Raw genomic sequence first — 21405 nt, 5'->3', positions numbered from 1 at the left:
CGACGCGTTCGCGGTTGAGAGCGAGCCTGGCCGCTCGACCTTGGAACGCTATCTGCGGCTTTACCCAGAATATGCTGGAGAGCTTATCGACCTCTCGCGCGAACTCAGCCGCGAGTCTTGCGAAGATGTCGCACCCCTCTCTGCTGCCGATCAGGCGCTGATCGATGCTGCCTGGTCGCAACACGCGAAGGCTGTGCCGGCGGCGGCAGCCGACCCTTTCGCAGCACTCACGGTCGATGATTGGCGCACCATCGCCCAGCGTCTGGACGTGCCCCGGCAGGTCGTGACCGCGCTGCGCGAACGGCGGGTCTCTCTCGTCAGTATCCCGCGACGCTTCCTGACGATCTTGGCTGAGGCGATGCGCAGCTCTGTCGCGCAGTTGGAATCGTCTTGGGAGCCAGCTCCGCTGCTCGTCGCGCGCAGCTACAAGGCCGATAATAAGCCGGCGGCCGGCGAGCAGGTTACCTTCGAGCAAGTGCTGATCGACGCTGGCGTTCCGGCCGAGAAGCGCGCCAGATTGCTGGCGGAGGCTGACTGATATGGACAGCGTGGAGCTCGCCAGGCAAGTCGCCGCCGAACTTCACGCTCGCCTCGTTGCGTCCGGCGCCGATCCTTGGTCGCCTTATGACTTTGCTGTCGCTGAGGCCCAGCGGCGAGGGATCGACGTCGAGCCGACAGCGGCGGGGGCGGCCGTGCTCAACGGTGGCCGCGCGACCTTTGTCGCCGCCGACGATCTGATCCTCCATGAGAACATCGGATCTCTGTTCGAGCAGGCCTTCCTGGTGGCGCACGAGATCGGCCATGTCGAGCTTGGCGACGATCCCGACGGTGAACCCGCGCCGACGATTGATCCGGCCCGCGCGGCCGAGCCGTCGCCGGTCGGGATCGATCGGGTGATCGACTATGGGCGCAGGCAGCGTCGCGAGGTCCAGATGGACCTTTTCGCGCGCGAACTGCTGCTCCCGCGCAACGTCGTGCGGGCGCTTCATGTCGATGGAGGCCTTTCCGCTTCCGAGATCGCTGCGAAACTCGGGGCGCCGTTCGAGGTCGTGGCGCAGCAGTTGTTCGATGCCTTGCTGCTACCACCGGTATCGCCCACGCCGGCGGCGACGCATGTCGAACGGCCGCTCAATCCGCTGCAAGCGGCGGCGGCGGCGCATCGCGGCGAAGCCTATCTGCTCGAAGCGGGTCCCGGCACCGGCAAGACCCAGACGTTGATCGCGCGTGTCGAAGGCCTTCTGGAAGAGGGTATCGATCCCAGGCGTATCTTGCTCCTGACCTTCTCAAACAAAGCGGCGGGCGAGATGGCCGAGAGGATCGCGCGCAAGCGGCCCGAGGCGGCGGCTGCGATGTGGATCGGCACGTTCCATGCCTTCGGCCTCGATATCATCCGTCGTTTCCATGCGGAGCTCGGCCTACCGAAGGACCCGCGGATGATGGATCGGACCGAGGCGGTCGAGCTCCTCGAGGAGGAGTTTCCGCGGCTGAGGCTCGCGCATTACCGCAACCTCTATGATCCCACCCAGATCATCGCTGACATGCTGGCCGCCGTCTCGCGGGCGAAGGACGAGGTAGTCGACGCTGAAACCTACGCCGGGCTCGCCGACGCCATGCTGGCGAAGGCGGGTGATCCGGAAGCGCATGAAGCGGCGGAACGCGCCGGCGAGGTGGCCCGCGTCTACGCGGCCTATGAACAGCTCAAGCGCAACGCACACTGCATCGACTTCGGCGACCTTGTCGCTTTGCCAGTGCAACTGCTTGAAAAGGACGCGGCCATCTGTGCGGCGCTGCAGGCGCAATATGATCATGTCCTGGTCGATGAGTATCAGGACGTGAACCGCAGCAGCGTCCGCTTGCTGAGCGCGCTGCGGCCCGACGGCCGCAATCTCTGGATGGTCGGTGACGCCAAGCAGTCGATCTACCGTTTTCGCGGCGCCTCATCCTTCAACATGACCCGGTTCAGCAAGGAGGACTTCGCTGGCGGCAAGCGCGGTCGATTGAAGCGCAACTATCGCTCGGTACCGGAGATTGTCGACAGCTTCTCGGGCTTCGCGGTCACGATGCGCGCGGGTGACGCGGACAGTGGCCTCGAAGCGGAGAGGGACGCCAATGGACATAGGCCGGAGCTGCGCACAGTCCAGCGCGTCGAGCAGCAGCAGGTGGCTTTGGCCGATGCAATCGAGGAACTCCGGCGCGAGGGCTACGCTTATCGCGACCAGGCAGTCCTATGCACCGGTAACGAAAGGCTGTCGACCATCGGGCAGGACCTGGAACGGCTCGGCGTGCCGGTCCTGTTTCTGGGCAGCCTGTTCGAGCGGGCCGAGGTCAAGGATCTGCTGGCCTTGCTCTCCGTCCTTGTCGATCGGCGCGCAATGGGCCTGGTGCGGATCGCCTGCTGGCCCGATTTCACCATGTCCTTCGCGGACGTGGCGACGGTCTTCGAGCATCTGCGAGCGACCGAGCACAGCCCGGGCAGTTGGCTTCCGCACGCCGATACGATTCCGGGTGTCAGCGATGCAGGTCGCAAGGCGCTCGCCAGTCTCGCGGTCGTGCTTGACGGCTTCGACCAAACGGCCTCGCCCTGGACCGTCCTTGCAACGCTGCTGCTCGATCGCACCCGCATCGCCGCGCGCCTGGGCGTGTCCGAGGCTCTCGCCGATCGCACGCGCGGAATCGCGGTCTGGCAGTTCCTCAACTTCCTGCGGGTCCAGCCGGCGGGCCGTGGACTGCCGATCATGCGCGTGCTCGATCGCGTGCGCAGGCTTGTCCGGCTCGGCGACGACCGCGACTTGCGTCAATTGCCGGCGGCGGCCCAACATCTCGACGCCGTGCGCCTGATGACCATTCACGGCGCCAAGGGCCTGGAGTTCGGCGGCGTCCATATTCCAGGGCTCAACAGCGACACCATCCCGCGCACGCCACCGGCGCCACCCTGTCCGGCGCCCGATGGCATGATCGCGGGCGCCGAAGGCAGTGCGCTAGAGGCGTTCCGCGCGGGTCAGGCCGAGGAGCAGGAGTGTCTATTCTACGTGGCGCAGTCGCGCGCCCGCGACCGCCTGATCCTTTATGCGCCGACCGAGAAGAGCAACGGCCACAATCGACCGTTATCGCCCTTCCTCGATCGTCTCGGGGCCACCCTGACGCGCCGCTCAGTCTCGCCGGCGCGGCCGCTTCCCGTGGCTGCGGAAGCTCGGGATATCGATTTGGTCGTCGATGGGCGGCTCCGGTTCGGGGCCCCGCAGATCGCTCTTTATGAATCTTGCCCGCGGCGCTTCTTCTACACGCATGTCCTGCAGGTCGGTGGCCGGCGGACCGCGACCGCCTTCATGCATCTGCACGAGGCGGTTCGCGTGGTGGTCGAGATGGTGATCGCGGCGGACCAGCCCGTGACAGAGCGGGACCTGGAGGATCGCATCGACGCGGCGCTGGACGGCCAAGGCCTCCGCGATCACGGCTATCGCGCGGAATTCCGCGAACTGGCGCTGGCAATGCTGCGCTTCTTCCTGACGAACCGCGCCGAAGCAGTCGCCGAAGCGCCGATCGCGCTCAGCCTCAATTTCGACGGCGAGGAGATCATCGTTCGGCCGGACGAGGTGCTGGTGCGGCCGGACGGTGTCCGCGCCGTGCGCCGGATCCGCACGGGTCACATGCGGTCGGCCGAGAGCAAGGATGTCGGCGCGGCGGCGCTGATGTTGACGGTCAAGCAGGCCTTTCCCGGCGCAGCCGCGGAACTCGTCCATCTTTCCGACGGCAAGACGCATGCGCTTTCCTTGTCGGAACGCGAGTTGAAGGGCCGCAAGGACAAGCTCGCAAAGTTCCTCGGTGACATCCGGGCCGGACGGTTTCCGGCCGAGGTCTCATCGCGCACCTGCCCGAACTGCCCCGCCTTCTTTATCTGCGGGCAGACCCCCGACGGTCCCCTGCAAAAAAAGTTCGCCTGACCTTACCGGTCGGCCGACCTCGCTCCGATTGGACCCTTAGAGCCGCGGCGCTGCCTCGGCCGAACCTAAGGACCCAATCTTATGAACACCGAAGAACTTCTTGACTACGACGATCTCGGCGACGCCCTGCGCGAAGGCCGGGCGTTGCGTCCGGCGCGCGGGTATCGCTTTCTCCTCGCGCGGGGCGATCTCAACTTCCAGTCCCGCCTGGTGAGCGACCCGGTGCCGCTCGGCCGCCAGTTGCTCGAGGCCGCGGCACTCGACCCGCGGGACGGCTACAGCCTCGTCGCGATCCTGCCCTCGGGCGATTTCGAGGACGTGAGGCTCAACGAGCCGTTCGACCTGCGCGAGCGCGGCGCCGAGCGTTTCATCGCCTTCCAGACCGACCGCGACTTCAAGCTGACCCTCAACGACGACGAGCTGCGCTGGGGCAAGCCGATCATCAGCGGCACGATCCTCTATGGCCTCGCCAAGCCGGCAGACGGCGAAGGGGTCTTCCTTGAAGTCCGCGGCGGTGAAGACCGGCTGGTCGAGCATGGCGAACTGATCGATCTGACCCAGCCCGGCATCGAGCGGTTCATCACCGCGCGGCTGACGTTCGAGATCATCGTCAATTCGCGGCCGCGTACGGTGAACGCCCGCACGGTCACGTTCGAACAGATCGTCCAGCTCGCCTTAGGTAGTCGACCTTCTTCGGCGCTTCTCGCAGTTCCTCCAGACTTGGAGTCCCCGGCGCCCGAAACGCGTTGTGGGTCAGGAACTCGTCGCTGTCGAAGAGCCGGATTTCGCGGACCGGCGTCTTGGCGACGAAGTCCAGAATGTAGCCGCCGGTGCCGCCGCAGCCGATGATGGCGACCCGCTCATTGATGAGCCGCTCGGTCAGGACGCCGATCCCGACACGATCGGAGGCAGTCTCGACGTAGTTGAAGACGCTCTCTTCCTCCTCTTCCGGCTCGCGAAAAGTGCGAGCCGTCGTGCCGGGTTTCAGCACCGCGGCCGGACCCGCGATGATACTCGCGTAGCTCGTCATCTTGTGGTGGTAATCGGTGTACCCCCCATCCGGCTTGCTGGAGAAGCTGTGGGTCGCCTTCAGGCCGTGGCCGAGATCGAAGGCGCCGGCCGCGTGCGAGATACCCTGGATGCGCGAGCCGTCGGCGTGACACGGGAAGTCGCCGTCCCAGTGGACGACATGGGTGTCGGGCGTGCGCGTCTGATCTCCAGCGAGGGTGAGGCTGGAGATAAGGGTGCCGATGCGCACCTCCCGGCGCGCATCGACATAGGGCACCTCGCGCATGACGAGATACCCGCCCTGCTGCTGGACGAAGTAGCCTTCGTCCCGCAGCCGCTTGAGGTCCGGATTACGACTGAACAGTGCGCGTGACATTGAACACCGTGCCCTTCTTCTTGACATCGACGGTGCCGCCAGCCCCGAGCTCACCGGCGTGCGGCGTCGACGCCGCGTGCCGATAGGTCATCGAGAAGACGACGTTGGGTTCGTGCTGGCCCGGGAAAGCGCATCTACAGCCGGATGCATCGGAACATCGTGGCGCACGACGTGGCGCTCGGCGCCGACAACATCCATCTCCTTGACGGCGTCACCTTCGCATTCCTGTCTCTCGATGCGGGTGACGCGAAGCGGTTGATCGTGGAGAAGCTTGAGGCGATCGGTGCCGCGTTTGTCGATGTCGGCATGGGTCTTGAGCTCGACGAGGGGTCGCTCGGCGGCATCCTGCGCGTGACCGCCAGCACGCCGGAGAAGCGGGATCACGCCCGGCAGCGCATCTCCTTCGTCGGCGGCGGCGCGAAGGATATCTACGCCTCCAACATTCAGGTCGCGGATCTCAACGCCTTGAATGCCGTGCTCGCGGTCGTGAAGTGGAAGAAGATCCGCGGGTTCTATCGCGATCTCGAGCGGGAGCATCACTGCACCTACACCACCGATGGCAACATGCTGATCAACGGGGACCTAGCGTGATGCGGCACAAGCGACTCGATCATCGTTTCGTCGAACACATCCCCGAGCGCCTGGAGCCGGGCGTCCTCTATGTGTCGATGGACTATGCGACATCGGCCCATAGCTGCTGCTGTGGTTGCGGAGAGGAGGTCGTTGCGCCCTTCACGCCGACGGACTGGAAGATGACGTTCGATGGCGAGACCGTCTCGCTTCGACCGTCGATCGGCAATTGGACGCTGAAATGCCGGTCACACTATGTGATCGACCGCGGCAAGGTGATCGAGGCCGGCCCCTGGAGTGACGAGCAGGTTGAAGCCGAGCGTCGTCGTGATCGCGCCGCCAAAGCGCGCTTCTACGGGCAGACGCCAGCGTTCGAACCTGCCGTTCAGCCCGCTCCCGTCAAGGCGGCTCCCGGCTTCTGGAGCCGCGCCTGGCGTTGGCTATCTGGTAGATCGTGACGATAGGCCCGACGGCGGGTTGCCGTCGGGCTGTCCCGCTTCGGAACGCAGTGCAGGCCTAAGGAACAAGTTGAGAACACTTATTTGGGGGCTTACAGGGTTTTCGGCGAAATCCTTGTGCAAGGAATAACCAACACACCATATATTGATGTTAGGCATGGGGTGATCTCCTAGCACGTGCGTGCGTCCGCCCGCAGTGGTGGAGACGTTGGCGGGCTTTTTGCGACCTCCTCCGGTGCCTGGCGAGGACAGATAGGCATCGAGAAGGAGCGTGGAGAATGGATGCTACCGAATTCAAGCCCGGCGATCTTGTGCGGGTGAAGTCAGGCGGGCCGATCATGACGGTCGAGCAGGTCGGGAAGACGGCCATGCTGGAGGAGGATGCCGTCTGGTGTGTCTGGTTCGAGAAGGTGGGCAACAAGCAGGTCGCGCGGAAAGACACGTTCGCGCCGGTCGTGTTGGAGAAGGCTGAGAAGCCACGAGCCGCGTTCTCCGTCGGCGTCGTTCGGGCGTAGCGTGGTGCCTCATGCCGTTTCGCGGCCTGTTCATCGGCATCGACCGTTATAGCTCGACCGGCATTGATGAGCTGGCCTGCGCGCGCCGCGACGCGACGGCGCTGGAGGCGCTGTTCTTCGACACGCTGGGCGGCAACACCGTCTTGCTGGCAGATGCAGAGGCCACGCGGCAGCGGATTGAGGACGCATTTGCCGAGCTGGCCGGCTGCGGCCCCGAGGATACGGTGGTGATCGCATTCTCCGGCCATGGGTCGGAGACGCATGTCACCGCCTGGGCTGGAGCGATCCCGTCCTTGAATGCGCTTCAGATCGCCGCCATCACAGACTTCGGCGTGCTGGACGGCGAGAACCTGGTGGTGTCGGCCCCGACATCCTCGGGCAAGACGATGGTGGGCGAGCTCGCGGCACTCCGGAACGTGCTGGATCGCAAACGGGCTTTGTTTCTGTTGCCGCTGAAGGCCCTGGTGGCGGACAAGCGGCGGCACTTCGAGAGCGTCTATGGCGGTTTCGGGGTCCGCACGGTGGAAGCGACGGGCGAGACGGACGACATCACGCCTCTGCTGCGAGGCCAATACGATGTCGGCCTCCTGACCTATGAGAAGTTCGCTGCGATCGCGCTGACATTCCCTCATGTGTTGGCGCAGGTCGGCGTGATCGTGATCGATGAAGCGCAGATGATCGCCGACCGTGGCCGCGGCGCGAATCTGGAGTTCATTCTGACGCTCATCCGGATGCGCCGGCGTGAGGGGATCGAGCCCCAACTGATCGCGCTTTCGGCGGTGATCGGGGACACGAACGGGCTCGAGCAATGGCTCGGCGCGCGGCTCTTGCGGCGCACGGAACGGCCCGTTCCGCTTGAGGAGGGCTTGCTGCTCGGTACCGGGCATTTCCGCTTCCTTGATCCGGAGAATGGCAATGAGCGGGTGGAGGGGCCGCTCGCTCGGCGTCTTGTCGGCGGCAAGGGATCCAGCCAGGATTGGATCATCCCGCTGGTGCGCACGCTTGTCGCCGAAGGCCAGCAGGTGATCGTGTTTCGTGAAACCAAGGGCGAAGCCCGCGGCTGCGCCAACTATCTCGCGGAGTCGCTCGGATTGCCTCCGGCTGCCGAGGCGCTGACGCAGATGCCCGGCGGCGACCCCTCGCAGGCCAGCGCCGACTTGCGGAGCGCGCTCGCGCGCGGCGTCGCTTTCCACAACTCGGATCTCGACCGCGAAGAGCGACGCGTCATTGAGGAAGAATTTCGCCGTAGCGGCTCGGGCCTGCGCGTCATCGCAGCCACGACGACACTGGCTATGGGCGTGAACACGCCCGCGTCATCGGTCATCATCGCCGGCTTGAATCATCCAGGCGAGGAGCCCTATTCGGTGGCCGAATACAAGAACCTCGTCGGCCGCGCAGGAAGGCTCGGCTTCGCCGAGAGGGGGGCTTCGTATCTGCTGGCGCTCGATCCGCGCGCCGAGCATGATCTGTGGTCGCGCTACGTGACCGCGGAGCCGGAAGACTTGGTGTCCCGCTTCCTCGACGGTACGACCGACCCGCGCTCCCTGATTATCCGTGTCCTGGTCGCGGCACGACGAGCGGCCGGCGATGGCGTGCCGAGCGAGGAGATTGTCGAGTTTCTGGAATCGAGCTTCGGCGCGTTCCAGGCCCGGCGCGCCCACAGCGCGTGGCAGTGGAGCCGGCCGGACCTGCTTTCGGCGCTGGCGGATTTGGAACGGCACGGCCTGGTGCAGAAGAACACCACAGGCGCGTATGAGCTAACCAAGCTGGGCCGTCTCGCTGGCGAGAGCGCAGCCGAGGTCGGGTCCATCGTCGCGCTCGTAGATTGCCTCGGCGCGCTCCAGCCTCAAGACATCAGTGATCCCGTCCTGATTGCCGCCGCCCAAACGACGGTTGAGGTCGATCAACTCCTCTTTCCGATCAACCGGAAAAGCACGCAGAAAGAACCCCAGCTATGGCCCAACGAGCTGCGGAGGCAAAATGTGCCGTGGCACGTCCTGAACGCGCTTCATCGGGGGACCACAGACGATCATCAGGCCACGCTGCGTGCGAAGAAGGCGGTCGCTTGTCTCTTGTTCGTGTCCGGTCGTGCCATGAGCGAGATCGAGCGCGTACTGACGCAGTTCGGCGGGGCGATTGGCGGCGCCGCCGGCCCGATACGCGCGGTCGCAGCGCGGACTTGCGATCTGATGCCCGTCGCGGCTCGCGTCGCCGAAATCCTGCACCCGACGCTCGATCTCGGTGATCGTGTGAGACGTCTGGCGATCCGGTTGACGTATGGCGTGCCCAGCCCCGCCGTCGACCTCGCCCAGTTCGCTGGAGCCGATTTGCTGCGGGGCGACTATTGTCGATTGGCCGCCGCGCAGCTCTGTGAGCCCGAACAGATCGACGCCGCAGCCGACGACCAAATTCTGGCATGCGTGGACAAGGACCGGCGCAAGCTTGCGCTTGTCCGCGATGCGGCGAAGCGCGTTGCCAAGCGTCGGGCCGAAGCGGTCACGCCGTCCGTCCCGGTCCTCGAAGCATATGCGCCCTGAAGCGCGCGCAACGACCGCGTGAGGCGACTGCGTCAGATGCCCCCCTCCGCGAGACCTTCCTGCCGCAACAGGTCTCCGATGCTGGTGGAACCGATGCGGCAGCGCGCGATCACACGGTCGAATGAGACAACGCGGCCGCTGCGGCCGCGCTCGGTGGTGCAGGTGACCTGACGATGCAGGGCTATGCGTTCAAGTGCCGCCTTGGCCGCCGCGCCGGCGGCTTGATGAAGCTCGGATGCATCGAAATCGGCGAGGCGAACCTCGACCCATTCGCTGGGATCGGCCGTCTTGCCGACGCAAAGGCCGTCTCCGTCGCCAACGTATTGGACCTTGCCGGAGAACCGCACACCGGGTTGGGCTGGCAGAGGCGCTTTGCACGGATCTGCATAGGCGGGTGCGACTGAGCGGAAGAAGATAAGCATGCCGGCGAGAAGGAGAGACCGGCGGCTCACGCGGCAGCCTTCAACGTGCTGTTGCCCTTCTTCTTTTTCAGGAGCGCACGGACGAATTTGTCCCAGCGCGCCATGCCGGCGCGCTTCTCGGGCATGTAGTTCCAGCGGTCATAGTTCTTGGAGCTGACGTCCTGCAACGCGTGATTCTGCAAGCGGTCGCGAATCTCTTTCGGGACGCCTGCTTTGCCGGCGAGCGTCTTGAACGTCCGCCGCAGGTCGCGGTTGGTCGCGTAGGGAATGATGCCGCGGTCGCGCTGCCGCCAGACGAAACTGTAGAGCGTGCCGTGGCTGACGGGCTTCGACGGGTCCTTCGCTGATGGAAAGTACCAGCCGAAGTCGTTCGGCTTGATCGACTCGATGAGCTCGGCTGCAAGCGATGGGACGGGGACGGCGTGCGGTCGAAGGTTTTTCGTCTTTGACCAGTCGATGATCCGCTCCGCCGCGTCCCACTGATCGACATGCAGCCGCGCGATCTCCTCGACGCGTTGGCCGGTCAGCATGATGAGCTGCACGGCGCGCGGATATGAAGGGTGGACAGGAGTGTCGGGGCATTCGAGCCAGCGGTAGAGCTGGACGAACTCATCCTCGCTGAGCCAGCGTGTGCCCTGGACCTTCGGTTCGGTCGGGATGTCTGAGGCTGGGTTGAAGGGAATTCGGAAGCGCCGAGGAGATGTGTTCCGATAATCGTTGTCCGACTTCATCCCCCAGCTAAAGGCAGCATGGATATAGGACCGCACGTGATCAGCCATCGATCGGGCACCGCGCTCATAGATCGGTCGGATCAGCTCCACGATCTCTTCGGCCTCGATCTCGCGGGCGAGGCGATTGCGTCCGAGCGTGTCGGCAATTTTGTTGAGGCCTTTCTCCGTCTCCTTCCAGGAAGGCTTGCCGGCAGCCTTCAGCGCGGCGACATAGCCTTCGAATAGATCGGCGACGGTCCCAGGTCGGGTGTCAGTCGCGATCTTGATGCTGCGACCCTTCTGGATCACGTCGGCGAAGTCGCGTTTGAAAATCTCGCGTGCTTGCGCGAGTGACATCGAGGGATACGAGCCGAGCTTCTTCTTGGCGCGCTTCCCGTCGCGCCATTGCTGCGCCATCCAATCGGCCGTGACGCGTTTCGGCATGGGCTTGAGAACGAGAACAAGTCGGCCAGTGCCGCGCCCTTCGCCGTCGGCCAGGTTCTCTTGTTTTCCTGTGAGCTCCACCCGCTTCATCGCTTGCCGGATGGCAGTGTCGGTAAGGCTCGGCATAGCGCTTCTCCTGCTCCGCAACTGGGATCGGAAGAGGAGAAACTGGGATCGGTGCTCGGGAGCTGGAAGCCGTTTGCTACCCCTTCAACAGCCCCCAGTTTGCCAAAGCCGCCCCCTGTACGCAAGCCAGAAAATACTTGTGATTCAATGTGCTTGAGCGTGATCCAGCGTGATCGAAAGGGGGGTAGTGGGGTGGTTGTGCACGAGGATCAGCGCCGCCGATCCGAGGTCGATCGCCCGGCGGATGATCTCGCGAACATAGACGGCCGCCTGGTCCACCGATCCTTCCGACGTCAGCTCGTCGCGGATCAGCATGTTCTTGCTGTTGAGGTGCAGCACGCGGACCCGCTCGATCGTGCGGTGGGCCATGTCGGCGCGCAGATAATCGAGCAGCGCCTGCCAGCTCGCCAGCACGGGCTGGCCCATCACCCGCGATCGTAGCAGCCTCAGGGCGGCCGCCTCCGCGATCTTGATCGCGGCAATCGATCCCTCGCTCAGGCCGCCCTGCCGGGCCAGCGCCTGCGGATCGGCGCCCAGCAGGCCGCCGATGCCGCCGAATTCCGCCAGCAGCCGGCGGGCCATCGGCTTCGTGTCCCGGCGGGGAATGGCGAGCGCCAGCAGATATTCGACAAGCTCATGATCCTGCAGCGCTTCCGGCCCCTGCTCGGCCAGCCGTGCGCGCAGCCGGCTGCGGTGGCCGCTGGCGTCGGTGGCGGGATCGGCATCGCTCATGGCGGGTTTGTGCATGGGTTGTCCCGGTTGCGCAACAATCCCGGCGGGTCGATCCATCGGCTGATCGCGTCGGAGCCGCGAAATCATCTCGCGCGCCGGGGCGATCACGCGCTAGACGAGGTGGAATGGCAGGCGAAACCCCCTCGATGCGGAAGCGGTTGGCGTGGCTGGCGCTTTTGCCGGGCCTGCTGCTCCTTCTCCTGCTGGCGCTATGGCTCGCGCGCAAGCCGATCGTCGCCCATTTCGTGGATCGCGCCCTCGCCGATCGCGGCGTGGCCGCGCGCTACCGCATCACCGGGGTGGGGCCATTCGTCCAGCGGATCGAAAATCTGTCGCTGGGCGATGCCGCCGCGCCCGATCTCGTCGCGGACTGGGCGGAGATACGGATCGGCTGGGGGGTGGACGGCCCCTATCTGGCCGGCGTCACCGCAAGCGGCGCGCGGCTGCGCGGCCGCATCGTCGACGGGGCGCTGCGCCTCGGCGCGGTGGACGAGCTGTTGCCGCCGCCGTCGGGCAAGCCCTTCGCGCTGCCGGACATGGATGCGGACCTGCGCGACGCGCGCATGGCGCTCGAAACGCCTGCCGGTCGCGTCGGCCTCGTCCTCGATGGCAAGGGGCGGCTGAACCGCGATTTTCGCGGCCGCCTTATGGTGCATGTGCCACGATTCGCGGCGGGCGGATGCCAGGGGGCGGGGCTGCTGGCGCCAGTCGATATCGTGACGGGCGAGGCGGATATCCGCTTGCGGGGGCCGGTCGATCTCGGTGGCCTGCGCTGCGGCGAGGCGGTGCGGCTGGACCAGCTTTCCGGCCGTGCGGACCTGGTGCTCGGCACCGCCCTGGATAGCCTGCGTGGCCCGGTGTCGCTGCTGGCGGAAAAGGGTGAGCTTGCGGGGGTGGCGGCCAAGCAGTGGCGCTTCGCCGGCCGGATGGAGGCCGATATCGGTGCGGCCAGCGGCCGGATCAGCGGCGATATCGGTTTCGTGGAGGCAGCGGCGCCGGCCGGATGGCGCGACGCCCTTGCGACAGCGCCCACCGGCCTCGACGGCAGCCCCGCCGGGCCGTTGGCCCCGCCGCTCGCGGAGGCGCTGGCGCGCGCCGCGGGCAATTTCGGGGGCAAGGGCCGGGTGGCGGTGCGTTACGGCAAGGCCATCGACCTGAACATCGCCGACATCGCCGTCGCAAGCGCCTCCGGCGCAAGGCTCGCGCTGGCCGATGGCAAGGGGTTTGGCTGGTCGTCCGACAAGGGCGTTTTCCTCGACGGCGCATTGCAGCTAGCCGGCGGCGGCCTGCCCGCGGTGGCGGGCCGGATGACGCTGGCCGGCGATGTGGGGCAGGGGCGTTTCACCGTCGCTCCCTATGCGGCCCGTGACGCCCGGCTGGCGCTGGCGCCCGTCCTGATCGCGGCCGGGCCGAACGGTTATCGCCTGCGCACGGCCGCCACGCTCGACGGGCCACTCGGCGACGGGCGTGTTCGGGGGCTTTCCCTGCCGCTTGATATCCGGCTGGCGATAAACGGCGCCTGGTCGGTCAACCCGGCCTGCGCCCCGCTGGCCTTCGAATCGCTGGCCGTCGCCGGACTCGCGCTTGCGCCGGCCAGCCTGCCGCTCTGCCCCAAGGGCGACGCCCTGGTCGCGAGCAGGCGCAACGGCGTGGCGGGCGGCGGCGCGATACGCGGCCTCCGCCTCTCCGGGCGAATGAGCGGATCGCCGCTGACGATGGCCAGCCGGTCCTTCGGCTTCGATATCGGCACGCCGGGCTTCACCGCCGATGCCGTCGCCGTCCGCCTCGGGCAGGGCGATGCCGTAAGCCGGTTGGACATAGCGCGTCTTGCCGGCCGGACCGATCCCGGCGGTCTCGGCGGCACCTTCACAGGGGCCGCCGGCAAGATCGCGGCGGTGCCGCTGCTGCTGTCCGAAGGGGCGGGCCGCTGGCGCCTAGCCAATGCCGATCTGGCGATCGACGGATCAATCGCGGTGGCCGATGAAGCGGCGGAACCCCGCTTCAATCCGCTGCGATCGGATGACGTGCGGCTGACGCTGATCGACGGCACGGTCCGCGCCACCGGCCAGCTTCGCGAACCGGCGACCAATGTGGCGGTCGCATCGGTGGCGATCGATCACGATCTCGGCCGCTCCAGCGGCGAGGCTGAGCTCGACGTCGCCGGCATCACCTTCGGCCCGGCGCTGCAACCCGAACAATTGACGCGGCTCACCCTCGGCGTCGTCGCCAATGTCGCGGGCAGCGTCAGCGGCCGGGGGCATATCGGCTGGACGGAGGCCGGCGTCGCCAGCACCGGCACCTTCCGCACGGATTCGCTCGATCTCGCCGCCGCCTTCGGCCCGGTGAAGGGATTGAGCGGTGAAATCCATTTCTCCGACCTGCTCGGCCTGGAAACGCCGCCGGGGCAGGAAGTGCGGCTGGCGGAGGTGAATCCGGGGGTCGCGGTCGAGGCGGGCGTCGTCCGCTATCGTCTTCTCGCCGGGCAGCAGGTGCAGATCGAAGGCGGACGCTGGCCCTTTTCCGGGGGCGAGCTGTTCCTGGAGCCCACGACGCTGGATTTCGCCCGGCCGGTGGAACGGCGCATGACCTTCCGGGTCGAGGGGCTCGATGCCGCCCAGTTCATCCAGCGCTTCGATTTCGACAATATCGCCGGCACGGGGATTTTCGACGGCACCCTGCCGATGGTGTTCGACGATGCCGGCGGGCGCATCGAGAATGGCAGGCTGCTGGTGCGCCGTGGCGGCGGCACGCTCGCTTATGTGGGCGAGCTCAGCAACGAGGATCTCGGCACCTACGGGAAGATGGCCTTCGATGCGCTGAAATCGATTCGCTACGATAATCTGGCGATCGCGCTCAACGGCAATCTGGACGGCGAGATCGTCAGCGAGATCCTGTTCACCGGCATCAACGAGCAGCCGCTGGGGGGCGAGCGGCTGGAGGGGATGGCCAAGGAGCTGACCGGGCTGCCCTTCAAATTCAACATCACGGTGCGGGCGCCGTTTCGCGGTCTCGTCAGCACCGCCAGCAATTTCGTCGATCCCACGGGGCTGATTCGCAACCAGGGGAAAGGCGATTCGAATCCGCCCGTTCAGGCGCAGGAAAGCGAGGATAAGCGATGAGCTTCGTGATAGAGGCCGATGATTGCGAACGGAAAACGGGATTGCCGATGAGGGGGATGCGCTTGATTTTCTGCGGCGGGGCGGTTCTGCTCGCCGGTGGGTGCATCCAGGTGAAGGCGCCCGAAAAGCCGATTGAGATCAATCTCAACGTGAACGTGAAGCAGGAGGTGGTGGTGCGTCTCCAGAAGGATGCGCAGGAATTCATCACCGAAAATCCGGAGTTGTTCCCGCAATGACACGCAAGACCAAGCTTTCGTTCATCGCCATGGCCGCCGCCGCGGCGCTGGGCATGGCCGGATATGCCTGGGCGCAGGCGGGCGACGCCGCGCTGACCGCCGCGATCGCCGCCGGCCAGGTGGGCGAGCAGTCCGACGGCTATCTGGGCGTCGCCAAGCCGGTGGGCGCGGATGTCCGCGCGGCCGTCGAATCGCTCAATATCAAGCGGCGTGCGGCCTATACCGATCAGGCGGCCAAGCATGGCGTGGCGCTGCGCGAATGGGCGGCGACCGTGGGCTGCCAGACGCTGCGTGGCCGGGTGAAGCCGGGGCAGGCCTATCTGCTGCCGGACGGCGTGTGGCGGGTGAAGGATTCGAGCCCGATCGCGCTGCCGGCCAATTGCGGCTGAAGGGACGGAGAAGGAGGGCGGGCCACCCCTGCGGTTGACTTGAGTGCCCCCCCTACCTAAAGGGGCCTCGCCTTGGCGGGATCGCTCGTCGGCATGGCTGTCGCGCGCTCCGATAAGGAGAGGGATGGCATGGCGAAGGACGAACCCGGGCAGGAAACGCCCAGCACCGAAGATGCCCGGCTGACATCGCTCCATGAGCGGTTGAAGGTCGCGGCGGATGCGGAAAGGGTCAGAACCGGAACCAAGCAGGCGAAGCCCGGACGGGGATATTCCCAGGGAAATCGCGTGCTGGCGGAGCTGATCGCTGGTCCTGCCGTGGGTGCTCTGGTCGGTTGGGTATTGGACCGCTGGCTGGGCACGGCGCCCTGGCTCCTGCTGGTGATGCTGTTCCTTGGAATAGCGGTCGCCTTCAGGAATATCTTTCGAATCTCCAACGAGCGCCCGGAGTGATTCGGGCGCTCGGCGCATAAGCGGGGGCCAAGGTGGCGGCAGAAGGCGGCAAGATCGATCCGATGCACCAGTTCCTGATCGAACCTCTGTTCGGTCGGACCTGGGAGATTGCGGGCTACAACATCGCCTTCACCAATTCGGCGCTGTTCATGGTGGTCACGCTGGCCTGCATCTGGCTGTTCATGCTGGGCGGCATGAAGCGCGAGCTGGTGCCCGGCCGCTGGCAGGCGGCGGTGGAAGGCTGCACCGGCTTCATCGCCAACATGATGCACGCGAATATCGGGCCGAAGGGCAAGGCCTTCACGCCCTATGTCTTCTCGCTCTTCATGTTCATCCTGGTCGCGAACCTCGTCGGCATGCTGCCGCTGGGCATCGTGCCCGGCCTCCACGCCTTCACCGTCACCAGCCACCTCACCGTCACGGGCGTGCTGGCGATCATCACCTTCGCGATCGTGCTGATCGTCGGCTTCGGCAAGCACGGGCTGCACTTCTTCTCGCTGTTCGTGCCGCAGGGCACGCCGATGCTGATGGTGCCGCTGCTGTTCGTGATCGAGCTTTTCTCCTTCCTGGTGCGCCCCTTCTCGCTCGGCCTGCGACTGTTCGTCGCGATGACGGCGGGCCACATCCTGCTCAAGGTGCTGGCGGGCTTCGTCATCAGCGGCGCCAATGCCGGCATCGGCACCGCGCTGATCGTCTCGATCCCCAGCTTCGTCCTGATGATCGGCATCACCCTGCTCGAACTGCTGGTGTGCGCCATCCAGGCTTATGTCTTTGCACTGCTCGCCTCGCTCTACCTGAACGACGCGATCAACCTGCACTGAGTTTTCACGTAACCTATCAACGATTTCGACAAGGGAGTTTATCATGGACGCAGAAGCCGCGAAGCTGCTCGGTGCCGGTCTGGCCGCCATTGGCGTTGGCATGGCCGCGCTCGGCGTGGGCAACGTCTTCGCTTCGTTCCTCGAAAGCGCGCTGCGCAACCCGGCCGCGGCCGACAGCCAGCAGGGCCGCCTGTTCATCGGCTTCGCCGCCGCCGAACTTCTGGGCCTGCTCGCGTTCGTCGTCGCGGTGATCCTGGTTTTCGTCGCGTAACAGAACTGATCTCGGGGCCGGCCCCGGCCGGCTCCGTCCTATTTTCGAGCGGGATTTTCCATGCCCCAGATCGCCCAGATCGTTGAGACCTACGCGTCCCAGATCTTCTGGCTGCTCGTCACGTTCGGCCTGATCTATTTCGTGATCGGCAGGGCCATGCTGCCCCGGATCCAGGCGACGGTGGAATCCCGTGACGGCAAGATCGCCGACGATATCGCCGCCGCCCACAAGGCGCATGCCGAGGCGGACGAGACCGAGGCCGCCTATCGCGCCCGCATCGATGCGGCCCGCGCCGCAGCGCAGAAGGCGACGCAGGAAGCCAAGGCCGAGGCCGCCCGCGACGCGGAGGTCCGCGTCAAGGCGGCCGATGCCGAGCTGGCAGCGAAGATCGCCGAGGCGGACACCCGCATCGCCGCCGCCCAGGCGGAGGCGCTGGCCGGGATCGCCGAGGTCGCGGCCGAGGCCGCGCAGGATATCGTCTCCAAGGTTTCGGGCGCGACGGTAAGCCGCGACGAAGCCGCCGGCGCGGTGGCAGCCGCTCTGGCCAATGGCTGAGGAGGCCCAGACCATGGCGCTTGACGCCAATACCGCGATCGCCGCCGAGGACATCGCCCACCATATCGAGGGCAATGACTATGTGGCCGCCACGGAAGCCCATGGCGGCGTGGCCGAGCATGTCGAGCCGACCGCGCTGGGCATGAACGCCACCGCGTGGGTCGCCCTCGCGATGATCGCCGTGATCGTGCTGATGATCGCGAAGAAGGTGCCGGCGCTGATCGGCAACGCGCTCGACAAGAAGATCGCGTCGATCCGCATCCAGCTGGACGAGGCATCCAGGCTTCGCGCCGAGGCGGAAGCGCTGAAGGCCGAATATCAGCGCAAGGCTGCCGAAGCCGCGACCGAGGCGGAAGCGATGATCGCCCATGCGCGCGAGGAAGCCGAAGGTATCGTCGCCAAGGCGAAGGACGATGCCTCTGCGCTGATCGAGCGGCGCGGCAAGATGGCGGAGGACAAGATCGCCGCCGCCGAGCGCACCGCGATCGCCGAGGTCCGCACCAAGGCCGCCGCCGCCGCGACCGCTGCGGCCGCCAGCCTGATCGCCAAGGGCCATGATGCCACGGCCGACAGGGCGCTGGTAGACAAGACCATCTCCGGCCTGGGATCGGCCCGGCTGAACTGACGGCGCGAGCGGCCCCGCCGCACGATCGCCATTGCGATGAACGCCATCCCGGCCCGGCCGGGGTGGCGTTTCGCTTTTTGGGTCCGGGAACCGGATCGGCATCGGCCGGGCTGGCATAGCGGGCGGGGCCGGCCTAAATCGGCAGCGTGAACGATACGCCGACCCCCGATAGATTCAACGAAGAGAAATCCGTCTACACCGTGCGCGGATCGGACAAGCCCGATCTGGAAGCCGGTGTCGCCGCGATCCGCAATGTGCTGAAGACGCTGCCGGTGCGGCCCGGCGTCTATCGCATGCAGGATGCGCGCGGCGACGTGCTCTATGTCGGCAAGGCGCGGGCGCTGAAGAATCGCGTCGCCAACTACACCCAGGTCGCGCGCCTGCCGAAGCGGCTGCAGCGGATGGTGGCGCAGACCCGGTCGATGACCATCGTCACCACCAATACCGAGGCGGAGGCGCTGCTGCTCGAGGCGCAGCTCATCAAGCGCTACCGCCCGCCCTACAACGTCCTGCTGCGCGACGACAAAAGCTTCCCCTTCATCCTGCTGCGCGAGGACCACGCCTTTCCGCGCATCCAGAAGCATCGCGGCGCGCGCCGGGCCAAGGGGCAATATTACGGGCCCTTCGCCAGCGCCGGTTCGGTGACGCGGACGCTGAACGCGCTGCAGAAGCTGTTCCTGCTCAGGAGCTGCACCGACAGCTTCTTCGCCAATCGCGATCGGCCGTGCCTGCTCTACCAGATCAAGCGCTGCTCGGCGCCCTGCGTCGACCGCATCTCGGCCGATGCCTATGGCGAGCTGGTCGAGGATGCCAAGGCGTTCCTGGCCGGCAAGTCGACGGAGGTGCAGAAGAAGCTCGGCGCGGCGATGACGGCGGCGGCCGAGGCCATGGATTTCGAGCTGGCGGCCGTGTTCCGCGATCGGCTGCGCGCGCTCACTTTCATCCAGTCCGCCCAGGCGATCAATGCGGAGGGCGTGGGCGACGCCGATGTCTTCGCGCTCTGCGCCAAGCAGGGGCTGATCGGCATCCAGGCCTTCTTTATCCGCGGCGGGCAGAATTGGGGCCATCGCAGCTTCTTCCCCGCCCACACGGCCGAGGTGCCCGAGGAGGAGGTGCTCGAAAGCTTCCTGATGCAATTTTACGAGGAGGTGCCGCCCGCCCGCCTCGTGCTGATCGATCGCCCGCTGGCGGACGAGGCCGGGCTGGTCGAGGAGGCGCTGTCCGAACGCGCCGGCCGCAAGGTGGTGCTGAAGGTTCCGCAGCGGGGCGAGCAGCGCAAGCTGATGGAGCAGGCCCGCCGCAATGCCGAGGAGGCGATCGACCGCCGACTGGCCGAATCCACCACCCAGGGCCGCATTTTCCAGGAGATCGCCGACCTGTTCGAGCTGGATGGCCCGCCGAGCCGCATCGAAGTGTATGACAACAGCCACATCATGGGCACCAACATGGTGGGCGCGATGATCGTCGCGGGGCCGGAGGGTTTCCGCAAGAACCAGTATCGCAAGTTCAACATCAAGCGCGCGGAGACCACGGCCGGCGACGACTTCGCGATGATGCGCGAGGTGCTGGAACGCCGCTTCGCCCGGCTGGAGAAGGAGGACCCGGACCGCACCTCCGGCGAATGGCCCGATCTGCTGCTGATCGACGGCGGCAAGGGTCAGGTTTCCGCCGTGTGCCGGGTGCTGCAGGAAGCGGGTGTGGAGGATGTGCCGGTGGTCGGCATATCGAAGGGGCCGGACCGCAACGCCGGGCGGGAGCATTTCCATCTGCCGGACGGGCGGGAATCGATGCTGCCGCTCAATTCGCCGACATTATTCTACCTCCAGCGCATCCGCGACGAGGCGCATCGCTTCGCGATCGGGGCGCACCGGGCGAAGCGGGCCAAGGCGTTCACCGCCAGCCCGCTGGACGAGGTGCCCGGCATCGGCCCGGCGCGGAAGAAGGCGCTGCTGATGCATTTCGGCACCGCCAAGGCGGTGCGCGGCGCGGCGCTGGAGGATCTGGAACGGGCGCCTGGGGTGTCGAAGGCGATGGCGCGGGCGATCTACGACTTCTATCACCCGCGCGGCTGAGAGGCCGGTTTGCGGCGGCATCTGCGGGATGGTCCGCCGCCCGATCAGGGCGTGCTGCGGCGGAGCGGGGTTTCTTCGGCCTGGGCCAGCTCCACCGAGCGGCCGGCATCGATGGGCTGCGCGTCGTCGAGCGGGGGCTGCTCCACGCCGCCCGCGCTCCATGCCAGCGTGATCGACATGCGGCGGTTGCGCGGATCATAGAGGTTGGAAGGCACATAGGGCTCGCGCGAGGCGACGCCCTCGATCCGGGCGAAGCGATCGCCGGGCAGACCCGACAGCCCCAGCGCCTGCCGGGTCGCCTCGGCCCGCGCGGTGGAGAGCGTCCAGTTGTTGACGCTGCGGCCGGCGGCGTAGGGCAGGGCATCGGTGTGGCCCCGCACGATGACGTCGTTGGGCACGCCCTGGATGGCGTGGGCGACCTCGCCCACCAGCTCCCGCGCATCGGGGAGCAATTTGTCCGTGCCCAGCGCGAACATCGCGAAATCGGCCTCGTCCACCAGATCGATGCGCAGGCCTTCGCGCGTTTCGACCATGCGGATGTTCTTGCGCAGCCGCGCCAGCCGGGGATCGGCCTTCATCCGCGCCTCGAGCTGCTTGGCCAGCGCCGCGAAACGGGCGCGATCGCGCGAGCGGACGGCGGCCGCGCCTTCCTTGGCGCCGCCGGTCATGTCCTTGGGGATGGTGAGGCCCCGACTGCCCGTCTGCGTCGCGGCATGGGGGTAATTGTCCTTCGCGACGATCGAATCGCCGCCGAAGGGGCCGTTGGAGCCGGCGCTCTTCTGCCGCATCTCGACCAGCGTGGGCGAGAAATAGTCGGCGATGCCCTTGCGCTGCTTCTCCGTGGTCGCACCCAGAATCCAGAGGAGGAGGAAGAAGGCCATCATCGCCGTCACGAAATCGGCATAGGCCACCTTCCAGGCGCCGCCATGATGGCCGCCATGGCCGCCCTCGACGATCTTCTTGACGATGATGACGGGGCGGGGCTCGGGCTCGTTCCGGCCGCGCTTGGGGGCTGCGCTCGCCATGGA

21 protein-coding genes and 1 pseudogene are annotated in these 21405 nt (G+C 66.5%); 16 read left to right on the top strand and 6 right to left on the bottom strand.

Going from position 1 to position 21405, the window contains the following annotated elements; genetic code table 11:
• Window positions 1-40: 40 nt before the first annotated feature.
• The 3 genes and pseudogenes from CV103_RS02255 to CV103_RS02245 all read left to right on the top strand — a co-directional run.
• On the top strand, window positions 41-538 hold the full coding sequence (locus tag CV103_RS02255; RefSeq protein ID WP_245896617.1) for a hypothetical protein: 498 nt from the start codon (window positions 41-43) through the stop codon (window positions 536-538).
• Between the two features lies 1 nt (window position 539).
• A complete protein-coding gene (locus CV103_RS02250; RefSeq protein ID WP_107393848.1) occupies window positions 540-3941 on the top strand; it encodes a UvrD-helicase domain-containing protein in 3402 nt (1133 codons plus the stop codon).
• A gap of 81 nt (window positions 3942-4022) precedes the next feature.
• Window positions 4023-4580 (top strand): annotated as a pseudogene (locus tag CV103_RS02245) (multiubiquitin domain-containing protein); the annotation flags it as partial.
• Window positions 4581-4587: 7 nt separating this feature from the next.
• Here CV103_RS02245 and CV103_RS02240 read toward each other — a convergent pair.
• Both CV103_RS02240 and CV103_RS02235 read right to left on the bottom strand, forming a co-directional pair.
• The gene (locus tag CV103_RS02240) at window positions 4588-5325 is read right to left on the bottom strand and encodes a ThiF family adenylyltransferase (protein WP_245896616.1); all 738 of its coding nucleotides are present in this window, start codon (window positions 5323-5325) and stop codon (window positions 4588-4590) included.
• Entirely contained in the window at window positions 5300-5416 is a 117-nt protein-coding gene (locus tag CV103_RS02235; protein WP_245896615.1) for a multiubiquitin domain-containing protein, read from the bottom strand. Before CV103_RS02235 ends, CV103_RS02240 begins: the two co-directional genes overlap by 26 nt.
• A gap of 68 nt (window positions 5417-5484) precedes the next feature.
• On the opposite strand from CV103_RS02235, the gene CV103_RS02230 reads away from it, so the two are divergent.
• The 4 genes from CV103_RS02230 to CV103_RS02215 all read left to right on the top strand — a co-directional run bounded on the left by CV103_RS02230 (window position 5485) and on the right by CV103_RS02215 (window position 9405).
• Window positions 5485-5916 carry a hypothetical protein gene (locus CV103_RS02230; protein ID WP_245896614.1) on the top strand — a complete coding sequence of 144 codons (432 nt, stop codon included), beginning with the start codon at window positions 5485-5487 and terminating at the stop codon, window positions 5914-5916.
• Window positions 5916-6353, top strand: coding sequence for a ubiquitination-like system serine protease family protein (locus CV103_RS02225; RefSeq protein ID WP_245896619.1), 438 nt, complete (start codon window positions 5916-5918; stop codon window positions 6351-6353). The genes CV103_RS02230 and CV103_RS02225 overlap by 1 nt, the downstream gene beginning before the upstream one ends.
• Before the next feature lie 278 nt (window positions 6354-6631).
• Window positions 6632-6868 (top strand): DUF2158 domain-containing protein, encoded by a 237-nt coding sequence (locus tag CV103_RS02220; RefSeq protein ID WP_006023605.1) that lies wholly within the window; start codon window positions 6632-6634, stop codon window positions 6866-6868.
• A gap of 11 nt (window positions 6869-6879) precedes the next feature.
• A complete protein-coding gene (locus CV103_RS02215; protein WP_107393846.1) occupies window positions 6880-9405 on the top strand; it encodes a DEAD/DEAH box helicase in 2526 nt (841 codons plus the stop codon).
• 32 nt (window positions 9406-9437) lie between these two features.
• On the opposite strand, the gene CV103_RS02210 is transcribed toward CV103_RS02215, so the two are convergent.
• The 3 genes from CV103_RS02210 to CV103_RS02200 form a co-directional block, all read right to left on the bottom strand.
• Window positions 9438-9857 (bottom strand): thermonuclease family protein, encoded by a 420-nt coding sequence (locus CV103_RS02210; RefSeq protein ID WP_107393845.1) that lies wholly within the window; start codon window positions 9855-9857, stop codon window positions 9438-9440.
• Window positions 9854-11107 (bottom strand): tyrosine-type recombinase/integrase, encoded by a 1254-nt coding sequence (locus tag CV103_RS02205; RefSeq protein WP_107393844.1) that lies wholly within the window; start codon window positions 11105-11107, stop codon window positions 9854-9856. The genes CV103_RS02210 and CV103_RS02205 overlap by 4 nt, the downstream gene beginning before the upstream one ends.
• A gap of 144 nt (window positions 11108-11251) precedes the next feature.
• The gene (locus CV103_RS02200; protein ID WP_245896613.1) at window positions 11252-11854 is read right to left on the bottom strand and encodes a JAB domain-containing protein; all 603 of its coding nucleotides are present in this window, start codon (window positions 11852-11854) and stop codon (window positions 11252-11254) included.
• Between the two features lie 131 nt (window positions 11855-11985).
• Here CV103_RS02200 and CV103_RS02195 point away from each other — a divergent pair, with 131 nt between their 5' ends.
• From CV103_RS02195 to uvrC, 9 genes are all read left to right on the top strand, one after another.
• Window positions 11986-14958, top strand: a complete 2973-nt coding sequence (locus tag CV103_RS02195) for an intermembrane phospholipid transport YdbH family protein (RefSeq protein WP_170112531.1) — start codon at window positions 11986-11988, stop codon at window positions 14956-14958.
• 47 nt (window positions 14959-15005) lie between these two features.
• Entirely contained in the window at window positions 15006-15194 is a 189-nt protein-coding gene (locus tag CV103_RS02190; protein ID WP_041865194.1) for a YnbE family lipoprotein, read from the top strand.
• Window positions 15191-15583 (top strand): YdbL family probable chaperone protein, encoded by a 393-nt coding sequence (locus tag CV103_RS02185; protein WP_015457960.1) that lies wholly within the window; start codon window positions 15191-15193, stop codon window positions 15581-15583. Before CV103_RS02190 ends, CV103_RS02185 begins: the two co-directional genes overlap by 4 nt.
• 129 nt (window positions 15584-15712) lie before the next feature.
• Window positions 15713-16033 (top strand): AtpZ/AtpI family protein, encoded by a 321-nt coding sequence (locus CV103_RS02180; RefSeq protein ID WP_070936008.1) that lies wholly within the window; start codon window positions 15713-15715, stop codon window positions 16031-16033.
• A 32-nt stretch (window positions 16034-16065) separates the two neighbouring features.
• Window positions 16066-16854, top strand: coding sequence for a F0F1 ATP synthase subunit A (locus CV103_RS02175; protein WP_015457958.1), 789 nt, complete (start codon window positions 16066-16068; stop codon window positions 16852-16854).
• 43 nt (window positions 16855-16897) lie between these two features.
• The gene (locus CV103_RS02170) at window positions 16898-17125 is read left to right on the top strand and encodes a F0F1 ATP synthase subunit C (protein WP_015457957.1); all 228 of its coding nucleotides are present in this window, start codon (window positions 16898-16900) and stop codon (window positions 17123-17125) included.
• 60 nt (window positions 17126-17185) lie between these two features.
• Complete coding sequence (locus CV103_RS02165) at window positions 17186-17680, top strand: F0F1 ATP synthase subunit B family protein (protein WP_107393842.1); 495 nt, start codon at window positions 17186-17188, stop codon at window positions 17678-17680.
• Window positions 17673-18305, top strand: coding sequence for a F0F1 ATP synthase subunit B family protein (locus CV103_RS02160; RefSeq protein WP_107393841.1), 633 nt, complete (start codon window positions 17673-17675; stop codon window positions 18303-18305). The genes CV103_RS02165 and CV103_RS02160 overlap by 8 nt, the downstream gene beginning before the upstream one ends.
• A gap of 146 nt (window positions 18306-18451) precedes the next feature.
• Entirely contained in the window at window positions 18452-20377 is a 1926-nt protein-coding gene (uvrC, locus tag CV103_RS02155) for an excinuclease ABC subunit UvrC (RefSeq protein WP_107393840.1), read from the top strand.
• Window positions 20378-20421: 44 nt separating this feature from the next.
• On the opposite strand, the gene CV103_RS02150 is transcribed toward uvrC, so the two are convergent.
• On the bottom strand, window positions 20422-21402 hold the full coding sequence (locus tag CV103_RS02150; protein WP_015457953.1) for a flagellar motor protein MotB: 981 nt from the start codon (window positions 21400-21402) through the stop codon (window positions 20422-20424).
• Window positions 21403-21405 lie beyond the last annotated feature (3 nt).

Source organism: Edaphosphingomonas fennica (genome assembly GCF_003034225.1).
Taxonomy (GTDB): Bacteria; Pseudomonadota; Alphaproteobacteria; order Sphingomonadales; family Sphingomonadaceae; genus Sphingomonas_E; species Sphingomonas_E fennica.
Note: the sequence above shows the minus strand (reverse complement) of the source record. Positions and strands in the feature narration are given on the sequence as shown.

Coding starts and splice junctions, on each gene's coding strand:
- CV103_RS02250 (WP_107393848.1), top strand. CDS start 540: ATGGACAGCGTGGAGCTCGCCAGGCAAGTCGCCGCCGAACTTCACGCT.
- CV103_RS02240 (WP_245896616.1), bottom strand. CDS start 5,325: ATGTCACGCGCACTGTTCAGTCGTAATCCGGACCTCAAGCGGCTGCGG.
- CV103_RS02235 (WP_245896615.1), bottom strand. CDS start 5,416: ATGACCTATCGGCACGCGGCGTCGACGCCGCACGCCGGTGAGCTCGGG.
- CV103_RS02225 (WP_245896619.1), top strand. CDS start 5,916: ATGCGGCACAAGCGACTCGATCATCGTTTCGTCGAACACATCCCCGAG.
- CV103_RS02220 (WP_006023605.1), top strand. CDS start 6,632: ATGGATGCTACCGAATTCAAGCCCGGCGATCTTGTGCGGGTGAAGTCA.
- CV103_RS02215 (WP_107393846.1), top strand. CDS start 6,880: ATGCCGTTTCGCGGCCTGTTCATCGGCATCGACCGTTATAGCTCGACC.
- CV103_RS02205 (WP_107393844.1), bottom strand. CDS start 11,107: ATGCCGAGCCTTACCGACACTGCCATCCGGCAAGCGATGAAGCGGGTG.
- CV103_RS02200 (WP_245896613.1), bottom strand. CDS start 11,854: ATGCACAAACCCGCCATGAGCGATGCCGATCCCGCCACCGACGCCAGC.
- CV103_RS02195 (WP_170112531.1), top strand. CDS start 11,986: ATGCGGAAGCGGTTGGCGTGGCTGGCGCTTTTGCCGGGCCTGCTGCTC.
- CV103_RS02190 (WP_041865194.1), top strand. CDS start 15,006: ATGAGGGGGATGCGCTTGATTTTCTGCGGCGGGGCGGTTCTGCTCGCC.
- CV103_RS02185 (WP_015457960.1), top strand. CDS start 15,191: ATGACACGCAAGACCAAGCTTTCGTTCATCGCCATGGCCGCCGCCGCG.
- CV103_RS02180 (WP_070936008.1), top strand. CDS start 15,713: ATGGCGAAGGACGAACCCGGGCAGGAAACGCCCAGCACCGAAGATGCC.
- CV103_RS02170 (WP_015457957.1), top strand. CDS start 16,898: ATGGACGCAGAAGCCGCGAAGCTGCTCGGTGCCGGTCTGGCCGCCATT.
- CV103_RS02165 (WP_107393842.1), top strand. CDS start 17,186: ATGCCCCAGATCGCCCAGATCGTTGAGACCTACGCGTCCCAGATCTTC.
- CV103_RS02160 (WP_107393841.1), top strand. CDS start 17,673: ATGGCTGAGGAGGCCCAGACCATGGCGCTTGACGCCAATACCGCGATC.
- CV103_RS02150 (WP_015457953.1), bottom strand. CDS start 21,402: ATGGCGAGCGCAGCCCCCAAGCGCGGCCGGAACGAGCCCGAGCCCCGC.